Consider the following 14,931-nt stretch of genomic DNA (forward strand, 5'->3'; position numbering starts at 1 on the left):
GCGCCCGCGGCTGGCGGGCGCCGCCTGCCCATGCTGTATCAACCCTGTGAGGGGGGGAAGTGATACAGCATGGGTAGATGGGCGAGAATGGGCGATTCTCGCGGCTCCGGCCATGCTCGCTCATCTGCGGGATGAGCAAGCATGGGGGCGGGAATGAATGGCGTGAAGATAGGGCAAGTGGCCACTCGCGCACCAAAGGAGAAGACCGCCTAAAGGCTTGACTCCCAACGGGTTATGGACTCGTTCGTGGTCCCGCCTTCAGGCGGCGTTGCCCTGTCTTGGCGCCATTCGGGGCGGGAATGGCCGGAGAGCGTAAGGCGCTGGGGCATAGATGGTTATGTGGTGGCCCTCGCCGGCGCCCCAGCACCCATCCCACGCTCCCCGATGGCGGCCACGTCAGGATCGCCAAAGCCTGATGAGCCTCATTTCTTGTCCTTGTGCTCCTTGTGGTCGTGGAAGTTGAAGTAGATGTAGGGGTACTGATAGGCGGAGTGGGGGTACTGCCGCATCCAAATCTGGCGCCAGAACAGCGGGTCCAGCGAGGTCGCGTGTCCGGCACCGTAGATGTTCGGGTAGAGGTTCGGCAGGCCATTGCCGAAGAAGACGCGTTCGGGCTGCTGAGTGTAGTTCAGCGGGTCGTTGCTCCGGCCGCCCTGAACCTGCGTGGGGGCGTAGCCGCCGGCCGACCGCTGAGCCGTCACCTGCACGTACTGAGCGTCGTAGGCCTGCCCCGGTCCCGCCGAGAGGTGGACCTCCAGCACGCCGTCCACGACGTGGTCCTCGAACGGCAGAGTGAACGACATGGTCGTCTCGCTGCCCCTCAAGAAGTAGAGGTTGCCGAAGAAGGCCGGCTCGCTTTCCAGCGACTTGGGCAGTTGGTCTGCCTCGGCGGCCGCTTTCTCCATCGCCTCGTTGCGCACGAAGAGCAGGCCGGCTACGTCCTTGTCTCGCGCGGCCGCGTCCACGCGGTAGGCCACCTCGATGGTGAGCGCCGTGGCCGCGAGCGGCACTTTGAAGAGGTAGATGGCTGTGGCCACGGGCCGGGCCTGGCCGTCCTGCGCCTCCGGCGCGGCAAAGCGCAGGCCGCGGGGCAACAGCTTGCTCTCGGCCACCGTGCCGCCGCCGCGTGTGAACGTTCTGTCGGCCTGAGCGGCATAGCGGTAATCGGTGGAGAGCACGCTCGGCGCGGCCAGCGCCGAACTCCAGGCGAATACCAAGGCGATGGCGAGAAGGCTGAAACCAAGAGTCTTGTTGAGATACATGGTCGTTTCCTCCAAGACGCGGGGCCTTGCTCCCCCTATCTACAGTCTATCATGTTAGACGGCCATGTGGCCCAAGTATTCGCCCAAGTCCGCGGGAGGGCGGAGTTCTCTGGGAGGTGGGGTGCGGGGGAGGAGCCGTTTCTTGCGGGAAAGGGCTCCGCCCCACCGTTTCCATTTCCCTACAAGCCGTATTGGCGGATCTTGTTGCGGAGGGTGGTGCGGTGGAGGCCGAGGAGGGCAGCGGTGCGGGCCTGGTTGCGGCCGGTGATGCGCAGGGCCTCGGCGATGACAGCGCGGTCGAGTTCCTCGACCATCAGGTCGTAGAGGGGCGCCGTGCCCTCGGGGTGTGCGGCCATCTTGGCGGCGAGGAGCGCGGCCGCGGCCCGGTGCAGGTCGGCCGCGGGGCCGCCGGGGCCGGGAGCGGACATCCGGGGCAGGTGTTCGGGCAGGATGGCGTCGCCGCGGCAGGCGATGACGGCGTGCTCGAGGGCGTTGCGCAGCTCGCGGACGTTGCCCGGCCAGTCGTGGGCGACGAGCACGTCGAGCGCGGCCTGGCTGATCTGGAGCCGGCGGCCCCCGGCAATCTGGTCGAGGAAGTGGGCGATGAGGAGGGGGATGTCGTCCTTGCGCTGGCGCAGCGGCGGCAGGTCGAGCGTGACCACGTGGATGCGATAGAAGAGGTCCTCGCGGAAGGCGCCCTGGCGGCGCTTGGCCTCGAGGTCCTCGTTGGTGGCGGCGAGGATGCGGACGTCGAGCGAGAGGGTGCGGGTGGAGCCGAGGCGCTCGGTCTGGCGGGTCTCGAGGAAGCGGAGGAGCTTGGCCTGGGCTCCGGCCGAGAGCTCGCCGATCTCGTCGAGGAAGAGCGTGCCGCCGTTGGCCTGCTCGATCTTGCCGGGCTTGGCGCCCGCGGCGCCGGTGAAGGCGCCTGCCTCGTAGCCGTACAGCTCGCTCTCGATCAGGTGCTCGGGCAGGGCCGTGCAGTCCACGGTCACGAAGGGGCCTTTGCTGCGGGGACCGGCCTGGTGGATGGCGCGGGCGGCGAGTTCCTTGCCCGTGCCGCTCTCGCCGCGGATGAGCACGGTGGCGTTGGTGGGGGCGACGGCGCCGATGGTCTTGTAAACCTTCTGCATCGCGGGCGAGTTGCCGACGAGGAGCGGCGCGCCGCCGCGCAACTCGCGTCGCAGGCGGGCCACCTCGTGGCTGAGCTGGCGGCTCTGGAGGGCGCGCTCGATGACCAGCTTCGCCTCGTCGAGGTCAATGGGCTTGGTGAGGTACTCGAAGGCGCCGCGGCGCATCGCCTCGACCGCCGTGTCCATGGTGCCGTGCGCCGTGATGATCAGCACCGCAGGAGGATCGGGGGCGCGCGCGATCTGGGCAAGAACGTCCAGCCCGTCGGCATCGGGCAGCCGGATGTCCAGGATGACGAGGTCCGGCTCGAAGTCGCCCAGGAGGGCCAGGCCGCGCTGGGCGGTGGCGGCGACGGCCACCTCGTGCCCCTCGTCGCCGAGGAAGGCCTGGAAGGCGTGGCACACGCTCTGCTCGTCGTCAATCACGGCGATCCGCGCCACGGGATGCTCCTCTGTCTTGTCTGTCCTGTCTGTCCGATCTGTCGCATCCGTCCTATAGGACCGAGAGGACGGATAGGACGAATGGGACCTATGGGGTCCTTCGGGGCAGGGTGAAACGGAACCGTGTTCCCACGGCCAGGGGCTCGAAGGCGAGCGAGCCGCCGTGGGCCTCGATGAGGGTGCGGCTGACGCCGAGGCCGAGGCCGCTGCCGCCGCGCTTGGTGGTGAAGAAGGGCTCGAACACCTTGCCGGCGATCTCGGGCGGAATGCCGTGGCCCGAGTCGTCGAACTCGGCCACCACCTCGCGCTCGGTGGCGCGGGTGCGGGCGACGAGGGTGCCGCCGTTGGGCATGGCCTCGGCGGCGTTGAGCACGAGGTTGAGCACCACCTGGCGGACGCGCGGCGCGTCGAGCGGCACGGCGGGCAGGTCCGGGGCCAGCTCGCGACGCACGGCGATGCCGGCGTGTTCGAGCTGGCGGGCCATGAAGGCGAGCACGTCGGCGATCACGGCATTCAGGTCGCCCGGCTCGGCCGCCAGCGTGGTCGGGCGCGCGAACGTGAGCAGATCGTCTATGATCACTTCGAGGCGCGAGACCTCGCTGAGCATCACGGTGACGTTCTCCTCCGCCGCGGGGTCCAGCTCGCGGAGGCGCCGGCGGAGCACCTGGGCCGACATCTTGATGCCGGACAGGGGGTTGCGCACCTCGTGGGCGATGCCGGCGGCCACCTGGCCCACGGCGGCGAGGCGTTCGGATGCGATCAGCCGCGCCTCGGCGGCGCGCAGCGACTCGAGCAGCGCGTTGAAGGCCTCGGCCAGCTTGCCCACCTCGTCGCGCGTGCGCACGGCGAGCGGGGCGTGCGCCTGGCCGGCCGCCAGGCGCCTGGCCTGAAGGGCGAGCGACTCGACCGGCCGCGCGAGCCGGTGGCCCACGATGTAGCCGAGGACCATGACGGCGACCGCGCCGCACGCGGCGGCGATGAGGATGGGCTGCGTGGCGCGGCGCGTGGCTGCCTCGATCTCGGCCTCCGGCGTGAGCAGGCACACGAAGGCGGGTTGCTCCTGGCCCATCCGCAGCTCGACGGGGGCGAACGTGACCCGGTAGGCTCTCCCGCCGAGGGCGAGCCGCCGCACCGGCTCGGCCGGCGCGGCCTGGAGGTGCGCGCGGAGGGCCGTGGCGTGCGCGGCGTCCAGGGTGCTGGCCAGCACGGTGCCCCGCGCATCCACCGTGGCCAGCTCGCCGCCGACGATGGTCTTCACGCGGGCGAGCACGTCGGGGTTGCGGGCGAACCCCGCATGCGAGAGCACGCTGGCCAGGTCGGCCATCTGCCCCTGGATCCGCTCCTCCACCAGGTGCGCCGCCACGCGGGCGGCGAGGAAGGCCACCACGAGCAGCGTGGCCAGGAAGAGTGCGGTGAAGGGGAGGACGATCTTGGCGCGAATGCCCATCGGCGCCCTACTTGACCAGTGCATCGGCCTTGCGGCGGAGGGCGGGGTCGGCGGTGGTGGCGAGCAGGCGCTGCTTCTCGGCGGCGGCCTCGACCCGCGCGCCGGCCGCCACCAGCGCCTCGATGAGGCCGAGCCGGGCCTCGGAGGCCACCGCGGCGTCCTTGCCCGCCAGCTCGACGGCCCGGCGGAACGCCGCGGCCGCGGCCGCGTGGTTCTCGAGGGCGAGCAGCGCGCGCCCGAGCGTGTCGTAGTAGTAGGCGATGCGCGGCCCGTCAATCGCAATGGCGCGCAGCGCCACCTTGTGCGCCTCGTGCCGGCGGCCGAGGTCCAGGAGCAGGTTCGCGAGGTTGTTGTGCGCGTCGGCATAGGCGGGCCGCAGGCGGATGGCCTCGCGGTAGGCGCGCTCGGCCCCCGCCCGGTCGCCGAGCTGCACGAGGACGTTGCCCAGGTTGAAATGGAAGAGCGGCGTCTCGGGCTCGGCGGCCACGGCGCGCTCGTACTCGGCCCGGGCGCGGTCGAGCCGGCCCGCGCGCTCGAAGAGCAGGCCCAGGTCGTTGCGCCCCGCCGCGTTCAGCGGCCAGCTCACCCGCTCGGGCGGGCAGGCGACCAGGAACCAGCCGCCCGCGGCGCGAAACTGGCGCTCGAAGTCCCGGCCCGCCAGCGGCCGATTGGGCAGGTAGCCCGTGTGGGCGATGAAGCAGTCGCGCCCCGCGTGATAGCCGGTGAGGACCACGTAGTGCAGCTTGTGGCCGTGGAGCGCGCCGAGGCGGAGGAGGGCGACCACCGGCAGGCCGCGGTCGAGCCACGCCTGCACGTCGCGCGCCGAGCCGCTGCCCGAGTGGCACCACAGGCCGTGCGCGTGGGCGAACGCTTGCAGGTCAATGGTGAGCGTGCCGCGGATGGACGGCAGGAAGGTTTCGCGGGCGATCTGTTCTTCGGTGAGCGGGAGCTGGTAGAAGGCGGCGACGGAGGCCAGGGCGGCCGGCCCGCACCGGTTGTGGGCCTGGCGCACGAAGGGCACGCCGCGCACGTAGGCCCCTGGCGCCCCCTGTTCCAGCTCCTGGCGGAGCTGCTTGAACGTGGGGCCGCATCCGGCCACGAGCGCGCAGCCGAGGCTCCACGCCAGCGCCCGCCGGAGTGGAACGGGGGGAACCATGCGATGCCCTCAGGGCGAGGGGCTCACGCCGCCTCGATCGTCATGTAGAGGAGCATGCCCGTCAGGATCACGGCCACGAGGGCCAGCACCAGCACCGCGCCCTGGCCGGCCTTCACGGTCTCGAGCTGGTCCGCGAGCTGCGAGAGCTGCGCGTCGTTCAGCCGGTCGAGCCGCTCGCGCACCTGGTCGGGGGTCAGGTGGGCCTGGCGGAGCGCCTGCGCCACCTTCTCCTCGGCCAGCAGACGGACCACCTGCGCCTCGCGCGCCTGGCGCGGCGACAGCCCCTGCTCGCCCGAGGCCGCCGACCCCACCATCTTCGCCTCGGCCCCGGCCGGGAAGCACCCCAGCATCACGGCGAGACCCAACGCCAAACCCACGTACTTCGCCCGCAGACACCGAGCAAACATGCGCACCTCCTGGGTTCACGAACGGGGAGCACCACGGGGACTTCCTGCGCGTGTCGAATGTAGCGCAACCTCGACCCGATGTCAACCGCTTGACGCGCGCGGCTCGTCCGGCTACTATGCCCCCAGGCACTACGCGGCCGCGTGTTTCGGGCCGTCCCACGGCAGGGACGCCGCGCGGCCGAGCGCCGTGCCCGCAGGAGCGTCCGCCATGGCCAGGCCGAAGATCGGCGTCATCCACTACAACTTCCCAGGCTTCGACTGGGTCCAGTTCCTCGACTACTGCGCGAAGACCGGCTTCGAGTACATCGAGGTGGCCATCGGCGATGTGTGGGACAAGGACACGCCCGACCCCGTGGCCAAGGCGAAGGAGGTTCGCCGGCAGATGGACGACCGGGGCATCAAGGCGGGGTGTCTTTCCGCCGGCAACGACTTCGTCCTACTCGATGAGGCGGCGATCAAGGCTCAGGTCGAGCGGATGAAGCGCATCTGCCTCGACCTCGCGCCCATCGTGGGCACCGACGTCATCCGCACCGAGGGCGGCTGGAAGAAGGACGCCGTGCCGCCCGAGAAGTACGAGGGGGCCATCGCGGGCTGCCTGCGCCGCTGCGTGCCCTTCATCGAGCCGGCCGGCATCAAGCTGGCCGTGGACAATCACGGCCACGTGACCAACGACGCCGACCTCCAGGTGCGCATCTTCAAGGCCGTCGGCTCGAAGAACGTCGGCGCCAACCTCGACACGATGAACTACCGCTGGGCCGGCCACGACCTGGCGACGATTGACCGCTACTACGAGCTGATTGCCCCCTACGTCTTCCACACCCACATGAAGGACGGCATGGGGTCGCTTGCGAACTACAGGGGCGCGGCGCTGGGCGAGGGCGAGATCCACCTCCAGCACGCCATCGCCTGCCTCAAGCGGGTCGGCTATAACGGCGTCTGGTGCGCGGAGTACGAGGGCCCCGAGACCGCCGGCGGCGTGGGCTACGCCAAGTGCTGCCGGTGGCTCAAGGCCAATCTGTGAATTGCCGATCTGCGATCGCCGATTGCCGATTTCAGACACACGTCGAGCGCTTGACCCCCGCGTTCCCTCGGACTACACTGAGGGTGAACCGGCGGAGAACGTCAGATGAATGCCATCGAGAAGCGCATCCTGGGTCGTCTCAAGCAGCTCCTGCTGAAGCGCGTGTCCCTGCATCGCCTCATCCTTTTCGGCTCCAGGGCCAGGGGCGATGCTGAGCCGGACTCTGATATGGATGTCCTGGTCGTCCTCGATGGCGAAGCGGACGATTCTGTGCGCGATTACGTGAGCGACTGCGCATGGGAGGCCGGGTACAGGGATGGGATCGTGGTGGTCCCTGTCATCTTTGCGCGCGATGAGTGGGAGGAAGGCCCAGAACGCTCCTCTCTCCTGGCGCAAGCCGTCGAGCGCGAAGGGGTGCCTGTGTGAAGCCCGAGGACACGGCGACGCTTGTGGCGTACCGCCTGGAGCAGGCCCAGGTCGCGCTTGACGATGCGAGGTATCTCCTTGACGGTCAGCGCAGCCCGCAGAGCATCGTGAACCGCGCCTACTACGCCATGTTCTACGCGGTCCTTGCCTTGCTCCAGAAGGCGGGCAAGATTCCCTCCAAGCACACAGGCGTCATTGGCCTCTTCGACACGCAGTTCGTCGTCTCCGGCATCCTCCCCAGGGAGCTATCGAGGGACCTTCACAAGGCGTTTGCTCTGCGCCAAGTCTCCGATTACAGGATCACCGAGCCGCTGACGCGCGGCAAGGCCGAGGATGTGTTGACCGGTGCAGGTCGCTTCGTCGAGGCCATTCGGCAGCATATCGCCGGGGGAGCAGGCAGCTGACCGCCGCAGAGCTGCCGTGGAGTATTGGGGTGGGTGATATCATAGGCATTGCCATGCTGGCCGTGGGGGTTGTCGGGCTACTGCTTCAGTACCTCTCTCTGCCAGAGAAGCACCAGCCTGTCGTGCGGAGATGGGTTGCTGTTGGCCTGGTAGCACTCGGTGCCATAGCTTGCCTGGCCTTAAGCTTGTTGGTCAGGTGGTACTGGGCTCTCGGGTCGGTGGTGATAGTCCTCATCGCATGCGCGATCAAGCGAAGCGTCCAGTTGGCGCATCTCTGGAGCGCCTGGGATGACCGGTGGTACAACTGGCGAACACGTCGTCGGATTGCCCGCATCCTGCGAGAAGTGCTTGCATGCGGGTATAGTCCACTGCTCAAGGAAATCGATCCCAAGAAGTACGACGCGCACGACGGCAAGTGCGGGCTGCCATATGAGTCTTTCTTCTACTGCCCCGCGAACCTCCGGCAGGACTCGCCTAAGTGGAAGCGGCTCACGAACCTCCGACCAACGAACGATGATGGTCTTGCTGTATTGGGTGCATCGGCAGTGGAAGGCGATGGCAGCCGAACATGCCGCATCATCGGACCCTATGTCAAGCTTCCCAGATCGGGCGTCTACCTGGTGTCTTTCAGAATTCGCTGCCGCGATGGAGTCGGCGGGCAGCCTGTGACGAGCTGCGAGGTCGAAGCCGATGTTACCCATCACAAAGGCACGTTGTACCCTGGGCACTGGCCTGTCCGTGTCACTCTTGCGCCGGGTGACTATGCCTCCCTGCCGCTGCTGTTCACCTACCGTGAAGAACCGGACGTGGAATTCAGGCTACTGGCGACGGGTGACCCCGCGGCCGCTGTAGTGATAGACGTGATCTGCGTGGTGCGGCTGGGGTGATATTGATACCGCATGACTCCGCTGACCCAACGAGAGGCTGAACACCCAAGACCCCGAAGCAGCGGGCGACCCGGAGCAAACCCGGGCCGCCCGCTTGTCTTCTCACGCATCACGCATTGCGCGTGGCGCGTCACTTCTTCTCTTCTTCGGCCGGCAGCTCCTTGATGTAGATGTTCTTGAACCAGAGGTTCGAGCCGTGGTGCTGAAGCTCGATCTGCTCGCAGGGGTAGATCGGCTTGTCGCGCTCCCAGTAGTTCTCCATCGTCACGTTGTCCACCACGAGCTTGCCGTTGAGCTTCACGGTGACCTTGTCGCCGACCATCTTGATGTAGAAGGTGTTCCACTCGCCGGGCGGGTTGTCGGCGAAGACGAGCGGCTTGCTGGGGTTCTTCTGGTTGTTGAAGAGGCCGCCGGAGCCAACCGGATTGTCCCAAATCTGCACCTGGGGCGTGCCGCGGAGGTAGATGCCGCTGTCGCCGCCCTTGTGGATCTTCCAGTCCACGTAGAGCTCGAAGTTGGCATACTTCTTCTCGGTGCACAGGCTGTTGTTCTTGCCGTCGTACTCGATCACGCCGTCCGCCACCTTCCAGTGCTGGAGGGCGGCTTCGGTGGCCTTCTTTTCGGCCTCGGCGAGGGCCTCGGGCTTCATGGCGGCCCGGCTCTTGGGGTTGCCGACCAGGCCCTTCCAGCCCGTGAGGTCCTTGCCGTTGAAGAGCGCGGTGAAGCCCTCGGGCGGCGTGTTGTCTGCCGCCAGGGCCATCGCCGCCACGCCCAGCATCGCCACGCCCAGCCACTTCAGCCGATGCATCTTGCACTCTCCTGAAAAGAGACGGGTTGCCCTGTTCTCAGGCCTCAATATGCGCGCGGAGGCACACCTTGTCAAGTGGGACTGGCCTGGGGAGGATGGACAAGATGGACTGGCGTGAGGGGGCGTGTGCCTGTCGGCGCCCACCCGGCTGTGTCTATGGCGTCCATTCTGTCCATTGCTGTCCATCATGGTGTGATCGGCGGCAGGCCGAGCCGGCGGCGGCCCTCGTCGAGCATCTCGGCGGTGCGGGTGGCGCCCGCGCGGGTGACGCCGAGGGCGCGGACCTCGAGGAGGCGGTCGAGGGTGCGCACGCCGCCCGCGGCCTTCACCTGGACGTGTGGCGGCGAGTGCTTGCGCATGAGGCGCAGGTCGTCGTCCGTCGCGCCGCCCGTGCCGTAGCCGGTGGAGGTCTTCACCCAGTCGGCGCCGATTTCGCCGCAGATCTCGCAGAGCCGGATCTTCTGCTCGTCGTTGAGATAGCAGTTCTCGAAGATGACTTTCACCTTGCGCTCGTGCGCGTGGGCGAGGAGGACGATGGGCTGGAGGTCGGCGAGGGCGTAGCCCCAGTCGCCGCTGCGCACCTTGGAGATGTTCACCACCACGTCGAGTTCTTCGCCGCCGTCGTCGAGGGCCTGCTTCGCCTCGGCGAGCTTGATGGCCGAGGCGTGGCCGCCGTGGGGGAAGCCGATGGTGGTGCTGGCCTTCACCGTGCTGCCCTTGAGGAGTTCGGCGCAGCGCCCCAGGTAGTAGGGCAGGATGCACACGCTGGCCACGTCGTAGGCAAGGGCCAGCTTGCAGCCCGCCTCCAGCTCCGCGTCGGTTAGCGTGGGGTTCAGCAGCGAATGGTCAATCATCTTGGCGATGTCAGCGTATGAGTAGTCCACAGGGTCTCCTTGCTGGTTGCAGTGCCTGATACGTGATGCGTGATGCGTGAGAAGAGAGAACGCTGAGCTTGCCGCGCTCTTCTGGCCTCTCACGCATCACGCATCACGTATCACGAATCACGGCTCAGGAACGAACTGCCTGAGATAGGTGGCGCTCTGGCGGAGGGAGGCTTTGCGGAGGGCCAGGCTGCCCTCGTAGGCGCGGTCCTCCACTTCCACGCACACGGGCCCTGTGTACTTCGCGTCGGTGAGGGCGGAGAAGAACTTGCCCCAGTCAACGTCGCCGAGGCCGGGCAGCTTGGGCGTGTGGTATTTCGGCGGCAGGGCGAGGATGCCGTGGGCGTCGAGGCCATCGTAGTCCACGCGGGCGTCCTTTGCATGGACGTGGAAGAGGCGGTCGGCGAATTCGCGGATGGGGGCCACGTAGTCTATCTGCTGCCACACGAGGTGGGACGGGTCGTAGTTGAGACCGAAGCACTTGCTGGGGATGTCGCCGAACATGCGCCGCCAGATGGCAGGGGTGTGAGCGAGGTTCTTGCCGCCCGGCCATTCGTCGTTGGAGAAGAGCATCGGGCAGTTCTCGATGCCGATCCGCACGCCCTGGTCTTCCGCGAACTTGACGAGGGGCCGCCAGGTCTTCAGGAAGCGCGGCCAGTTGGCGTCAACGGTCTGCGTCCAGTCGCGGCCGACGAAGGTGTTCATCTGCCCCACTCCGAGGAGTGCGGCGGCGCGGATGACCTTCCTGATATGGGCGACGGCGGCCTTGGCCTCGGCTTCATCGGGCGACAGGGGGTTCGGGTAGTAGCCCAGGCCGCTGATGCTCACGCCGGCCGCGGCGAAGAGGTCGTTCACGCGCGCGGCGTCGGATTTCGTGAAGCCTGCGGTGACATCAATGTGGGTGACGCCGGCGTAGCGGCGTTCGGCCTTGCCGCGGGGCCAGCAGCAGACCTCGATGCAGTCGTAGCCCTCGGCCGCGGCGAGCGCCACGATCTCCTCGAGGGTCAGGTCGGGCACGATGGCGGAGACGAAGCCGAGTTTCATGGCGGTCCTCCTCTCTGGCAAACACGCCTCGACACGGCAGGCCATGATAGGGGGCGGGCGGAGGGGAGTCAAACAGGCAAGACATGGGACGGATAGGACCCCATAGGACAGATGGGACGCGGCACGGGCGCTGGTCCTATCTGTCCCATCGGTCCTATCAGATCTGTCAATAGCGGAACCCTGGCGCCTTGTTGGGCACGTGCGGGTCGCGGCAGGGGTCCTCGAAGCCGAGGCCGTTCCAGAGCGCATTGTCGCGGTAGGCCTCGGAGGGGAGCAGAGGCGAGATGTGCACGTCCACGAAGCACACGTTGGCGCGGCCCGCGTGGCGGGTGGAGAGGTAGCTGAAGGCGTTGCCGTCGGAGTACGGCTCGGAGAGCTTGGCGCTCCACGGGGGGATGTAAGTGGGGTCGAGCGTGTAGCCGTGGTTGCCGATCCGCGTGCGGCGCACGCCGCCCGAGAGGGCCGAGCTGGCTTGGAAAGTGGGGATGGCTTCGTACGGCTCCTCCGTGCCCGTGCCATCCGAGCAGCCGAAGGCGATGGTCAGGGACGGGTTGCTCACCTGGCGCACGGGGAAGCGCTCGAAGGGGGCGAGGGGGCCCTCGGCGCTCTCGCGGGCCGAGCCGAGGTACTTGTAGTTGTAGCCGTACGAGGCGTTGCGCCCCGCGATCCATTCGGGCACGGCGGGGCAGTTCTGCACACGGTAGTCCTTCAGGTACGCCTCCAGCAGGTTGAACCAGCGGATGCGGATCTCGGCGCTCACCTTCCACTGGTGGGGCGGGAAGAAATCCCAGTCCTGGCTGTAGCAGGCCCAGGCGCGCCCGAGCTGGCTGAGGTTGTTGCGACACGAGGCGTCCTTGGCCAGCGCCCGGGCCTTGTGCGCGGCCGGCAGCAGCATGGCGCCGAGGATGCCGATGATGCCGATGACGACGAGGATCTCGATGAGCGTGAAGCCCAGGGTGGACCGGGGGCCTCTCGTGCAATGCATGGCACCTCTCCAACAACTGTGGCGACTCGTGGAACGCGAGGTGGAAAGCAAGTGCCGTGCCAAACCTCGGCGCGCCGCCGAATCGCGTAAGATGTTGTCGGAGAGCACGTTAGAACACGAAGCGCCTATCCAGCATGACGGGGGGTGGACACCTCTTGTCCACTCCCCGATGCGATCGTGCCCTATCGCGGGAACCGCTCCCAGAGCCACGCCATGTCCTGAGCCAGGATGGCCTCGCGGGAGGCCGTGGCGGCGGGGAAGACGTCGAGGGTGTAGATCTCGGTCTCGAAGTGCTCGCAGCCGGCGGCCAGCGCGGCGGCAAGGAAGGCCGCGTCCACCTGGTCCGCCGTGGTGTCGATGGCACCCTCGCCCGGCCAGGCCAGGGGGACGTGGAAGTGGACGCGCCATTCGCCCTGCGGCGGCGGGTCCATCCCCAACGGCTCGGGCAGGTCGTTGAAGTAGAGTTCGCGCCCGTCAGGCGTCGCCACAACTGTCTGGTGCAGATAGACTTGGTCCTGGAAGGCCAGGAGGGCTGGGGGCGGGCCTCCGGGGCCGACCTGCACGCGCAGCGCCGCGCCCAGTTGCACCTTGGCCACGCGAATGCCGGCGGCGGCGTACTTGCGCACCGCCTCCTTCGGGTCCTCGCCCATGACGCCGGTGTGGACGGTGTCGAGGCACACGCCGATGTGGCGGCGGAGGGACGCCTCGGCTTCTGCCTCGGTGAGGCCGGCCTCGTCGGCGAGCATGCCGCGCCCGCGTCGGAACACGTGCTCGGCGAGGTAGGCGACCGTGTCGTCGGTGCGCTCGAGGTAGCAGCCCGGCTCGGGCTCGAGGGCGAGCGCGATCTCCACGCCCATCAGCTCGCGGAAGTAGTGGGCAAGGCCCGCCGCGGACACGAGGTTGCAGGTCGCCTCCTCGAGGCGCGGCTCGTCGGCCCAGGGCCTGAACGTCACGGGCAGGGTGCTGATGGTGGCACGGTCGCCGCGGCGGACGGCCTCGGAGGCGATCCGGATGAGCGCGCCGGTGTACTGGGTGCGCCGCGGGTCGGCCCAATCGGGCTGGTAGACCTTTTCTTTGACGCGGGTGCCGTGGAAGCGGCCGTAGGGGAAGCCGTTGAACGTCAGGGCATAGAGGCCCGCGCGCGCCAGCCGCTCGCGGAGTCCCCTGGCCTCTCTCAGCCCGCCGAGCTCTTCTGCCGCCGCGTGGGAGAACCAGATGCCCACGCCGTACGGCCCCCGGGCGCCCGTGAGGCGGGCGAACTCGGCGAACACCCGCGGCGCGTGGTCGAAGATGGCCGCCTCGGCCTCGGCGAGCGTGCCGCCGGGGTGAACGTTGAGGCAGTAGGTCAGGTGCGCGTTCGCGCCTGGGATTCTCATTGGGCCTCCCGCAGAAAGGCGATGGCTTCGCCGATCAGGGCGCTGTCCATCTCGTGCACCTCGACCCGCCGGCCGATGCCGCTGGGCAGGGTGATGGAGAGCCGGCCGCCCAGGTGCTCGCGGAATTGCTCGATGCCTTCGAGGATGGCGAGGCGGCCGGCCGCGTCGCGCTCACCCAGCAGCGGATGCCACGCGGGCAGGCCGCAGCGGCGGAGGGCCGCGAGAATGCGGTCCAGCTCCTCACGCGAGAGAAGGCTGTTCAGCGAGGCATAGACGGAGTCGAGGGCGATGCCGACGGCCACGCCCTGCCCGTGGCGCACGGCGTAGCCCGAGAGCCCCTCGAGGCGGTGGGCGGCCCAGTGGCCGAAGTCGAGCGGCCGCGCGTCGCCCATCTCGAAGGGGTCGGCCCCGTCGCGAATGTGCTCCAGGTGCAGCACGGCGGCGCGGCGGACGGCTTGCTCGACCGCCTCCTGCTCGCCCGCGGCCAAGCGGTCCCCCGCGTCGCACAGGAAGCCAAAGAACGCGGCGTCCTTGATGATCGCCACCTTGAACGCCTCGGCAATGCCGTCGAGCATCACGTCGCGGGGCAGGGTGCGCAGGAACTCCAGGTCGTTGATCACCGCGAAGGGCGGCGCGAAGGTGCCAAGGAGGTTTTTCACCCCGCCCAGATTCACGCCCGTCTTCACGCCCACTCCGCCGTCGTCCTGCGACAGGGTGGTCGAGGGCAGGCGCACGAGGCGCACGCCGCGGTGGACGAGGCTGGCGGCGAAGCCGACGGCATCGAGAAAGGCCCCGCCGCCGACAGCGAGGACGTAGCTGTGGCGGTCGAGGCGGTGGGCGATGATCTCGTCGAGCACCGGCTGGGCCACGGCCCAGCCGTCCTTGGCCCCCTCGCCGCCGGGCAGCACGCGGGGCGGGGCGAGGAACTCCATCGCCTCGCAGTGCTTCTTCGCGTATTCAACGGCTGCTCTGGGCAGATGCGGCTGCGCGGCCACGAGGCCAGCATCGAAGTAGACGAGGGCCTTCGTCGCGCGCGCGTCCGGATGGTCCCTTGTGGGCGGGACGTCCCCGCCCCGCGAATTGCCGCAGCGTGGGGACACGCCGCCCACAACGGGCCGCCCGATCGTCTCTGCCAGGATGGGGTTGCTGGCGCTGAAGGCATTACGGGTGAAGTAGACGGGATAGGAGAAGGGGACGGAGATGCTCTCGATGTAGACGCGGGTCACGGGCTCTTGGGAGGTGTTCTTCATCTCTTCTCA

At 68.3% G+C, this 14,931-nt stretch carries 15 protein-coding genes; 4 read left to right on the forward strand and 11 right to left on the reverse strand.

Features of this window, described 5'->3' with window-relative positions:
• Nucleotides 1–422: 422 nt before the first annotated feature.
• The 5 genes from PLE19_13855 to PLE19_13875 all read right to left on the reverse strand — a co-directional run bounded on the left by PLE19_13855 (nucleotide 423) and on the right by PLE19_13875 (nucleotide 5,840).
• Nucleotides 423–1,262, reverse strand: coding sequence for a hypothetical protein (locus PLE19_13855; protein ID HPD16033.1), 840 nt, complete (start codon nucleotides 1,260–1,262; stop codon nucleotides 423–425).
• Nucleotides 1,263–1,441: 179 nt separating this feature from the next.
• A complete protein-coding gene (locus tag PLE19_13860; protein ID HPD16034.1) occupies nucleotides 1,442–2,830 on the reverse strand; it encodes a sigma-54 dependent transcriptional regulator in 1,389 nt (462 codons plus the stop codon).
• 88 nt (nucleotides 2,831–2,918) lie between these two features.
• Nucleotides 2,919–4,277, reverse strand: coding sequence for an ATP-binding protein (locus PLE19_13865; GenBank protein HPD16035.1), 1,359 nt, complete (start codon nucleotides 4,275–4,277; stop codon nucleotides 2,919–2,921).
• Between the two features lie 7 nt (nucleotides 4,278–4,284).
• Complete coding sequence (locus tag PLE19_13870) at nucleotides 4,285–5,433, reverse strand: PA2778 family cysteine peptidase (GenBank protein HPD16036.1); 1,149 nt, start codon at nucleotides 5,431–5,433, stop codon at nucleotides 4,285–4,287.
• Between the two features lie 23 nt (nucleotides 5,434–5,456).
• Complete coding sequence (locus PLE19_13875; GenBank protein ID HPD16037.1) at nucleotides 5,457–5,840, reverse strand: PA2779 family protein; 384 nt, start codon at nucleotides 5,838–5,840, stop codon at nucleotides 5,457–5,459.
• Nucleotides 5,841–6,048: 208 nt separating this feature from the next.
• Here PLE19_13875 and PLE19_13880 point away from each other — a divergent pair, with 208 nt between their 5' ends.
• From PLE19_13880 to PLE19_13895, 4 genes are all read left to right on the forward strand, one after another.
• Nucleotides 6,049–6,861 carry a sugar phosphate isomerase/epimerase gene (locus tag PLE19_13880; protein ID HPD16038.1) on the forward strand — a complete coding sequence of 271 codons (813 nt, stop codon included), beginning with the start codon at nucleotides 6,049–6,051 and terminating at the stop codon, nucleotides 6,859–6,861.
• Nucleotides 6,862–6,966: 105 nt separating this feature from the next.
• On the forward strand, nucleotides 6,967–7,287 hold the full coding sequence (locus tag PLE19_13885) for a nucleotidyltransferase domain-containing protein (protein ID HPD16039.1): 321 nt from the start codon (nucleotides 6,967–6,969) through the stop codon (nucleotides 7,285–7,287).
• On the forward strand, nucleotides 7,284–7,691 hold the full coding sequence (locus tag PLE19_13890) for a HEPN domain-containing protein (GenBank protein HPD16040.1): 408 nt from the start codon (nucleotides 7,284–7,286) through the stop codon (nucleotides 7,689–7,691). Before PLE19_13885 ends, PLE19_13890 begins: the two co-directional genes overlap by 4 nt.
• A gap of 29 nt (nucleotides 7,692–7,720) precedes the next feature.
• Complete coding sequence (locus tag PLE19_13895; protein ID HPD16041.1) at nucleotides 7,721–8,578, forward strand: hypothetical protein; 858 nt, start codon at nucleotides 7,721–7,723, stop codon at nucleotides 8,576–8,578.
• A 130-nt stretch (nucleotides 8,579–8,708) separates the two neighbouring features.
• Here the strand turns inward: PLE19_13895 and PLE19_13900 are convergent, their stop codons facing one another.
• The 6 genes from PLE19_13900 to PLE19_13925 all read right to left on the reverse strand — a co-directional run bounded on the left by PLE19_13900 (nucleotide 8,709) and on the right by PLE19_13925 (nucleotide 14,922).
• Nucleotides 8,709–9,386 (reverse strand): DUF1080 domain-containing protein, encoded by a 678-nt coding sequence (locus PLE19_13900; protein ID HPD16042.1) that lies wholly within the window; start codon nucleotides 9,384–9,386, stop codon nucleotides 8,709–8,711.
• 185 nt (nucleotides 9,387–9,571) lie between these two features.
• The gene (gene deoC, locus PLE19_13905; protein HPD16043.1) at nucleotides 9,572–10,240 is read right to left on the reverse strand and encodes a deoxyribose-phosphate aldolase; all 669 of its coding nucleotides are present in this window, start codon (nucleotides 10,238–10,240) and stop codon (nucleotides 9,572–9,574) included.
• Between the two features lie 147 nt (nucleotides 10,241–10,387).
• A complete protein-coding gene (locus tag PLE19_13910; protein ID HPD16044.1) occupies nucleotides 10,388–11,311 on the reverse strand; it encodes a sugar phosphate isomerase/epimerase in 924 nt (307 codons plus the stop codon).
• Between the two features lie 166 nt (nucleotides 11,312–11,477).
• Nucleotides 11,478–12,296, reverse strand: a complete 819-nt coding sequence (locus tag PLE19_13915; protein ID HPD16045.1) for a prepilin-type N-terminal cleavage/methylation domain-containing protein — start codon at nucleotides 12,294–12,296, stop codon at nucleotides 11,478–11,480.
• Nucleotides 12,297–12,478: 182 nt separating this feature from the next.
• Nucleotides 12,479–13,672 (reverse strand): metabolite traffic protein EboE, encoded by a 1,194-nt coding sequence (eboE, locus tag PLE19_13920; GenBank protein ID HPD16046.1) that lies wholly within the window; start codon nucleotides 13,670–13,672, stop codon nucleotides 12,479–12,481.
• Complete coding sequence (locus PLE19_13925) at nucleotides 13,669–14,922, reverse strand: 3-dehydroquinate synthase (protein HPD16047.1); 1,254 nt, start codon at nucleotides 14,920–14,922, stop codon at nucleotides 13,669–13,671. Before PLE19_13925 ends, eboE begins: the two co-directional genes overlap by 4 nt.
• Between the last annotated feature and the right edge of the window lie 9 nt (nucleotides 14,923–14,931).

It is taken from the genome of Planctomycetota bacterium (assembly GCA_035384565.1).
Lineage (GTDB): Bacteria > Planctomycetota > PUPC01 > DSUN01 > DSUN01 > DAOOIT01.

Coding starts and splice junctions, on each gene's coding strand:
- PLE19_13855 (HPD16033.1), bottom strand. CDS start 1,262: ATGTATCTCAACAAGACTCTTGGTTTCAGCCTTCTCGCCATCGCCTTG.
- PLE19_13865 (HPD16035.1), bottom strand. CDS start 4,277: ATGGGCATTCGCGCCAAGATCGTCCTCCCCTTCACCGCACTCTTCCTG.
- PLE19_13870 (HPD16036.1), bottom strand. CDS start 5,433: ATGGTTCCCCCCGTTCCACTCCGGCGGGCGCTGGCGTGGAGCCTCGGC.
- PLE19_13875 (HPD16037.1), bottom strand. CDS start 5,840: ATGTTTGCTCGGTGTCTGCGGGCGAAGTACGTGGGTTTGGCGTTGGGT.
- PLE19_13880 (HPD16038.1), top strand. CDS start 6,049: ATGGCCAGGCCGAAGATCGGCGTCATCCACTACAACTTCCCAGGCTTC.
- PLE19_13885 (HPD16039.1), top strand. CDS start 6,967: ATGAATGCCATCGAGAAGCGCATCCTGGGTCGTCTCAAGCAGCTCCTG.
- PLE19_13900 (HPD16042.1), bottom strand. CDS start 9,386: ATGCATCGGCTGAAGTGGCTGGGCGTGGCGATGCTGGGCGTGGCGGCG.
- deoC (HPD16043.1), bottom strand. CDS start 10,240: ATGATTGACCATTCGCTGCTGAACCCCACGCTAACCGACGCGGAGCTG.
- PLE19_13910 (HPD16044.1), bottom strand. CDS start 11,311: ATGAAACTCGGCTTCGTCTCCGCCATCGTGCCCGACCTGACCCTCGAG.
- PLE19_13915 (HPD16045.1), bottom strand. CDS start 12,296: ATGCATTGCACGAGAGGCCCCCGGTCCACCCTGGGCTTCACGCTCATC.
- eboE (HPD16046.1), bottom strand. CDS start 13,672: ATGAGAATCCCAGGCGCGAACGCGCACCTGACCTACTGCCTCAACGTT.
- PLE19_13925 (HPD16047.1), bottom strand. CDS start 14,922: ATGAAGAACACCTCCCAAGAGCCCGTGACCCGCGTCTACATCGAGAGC.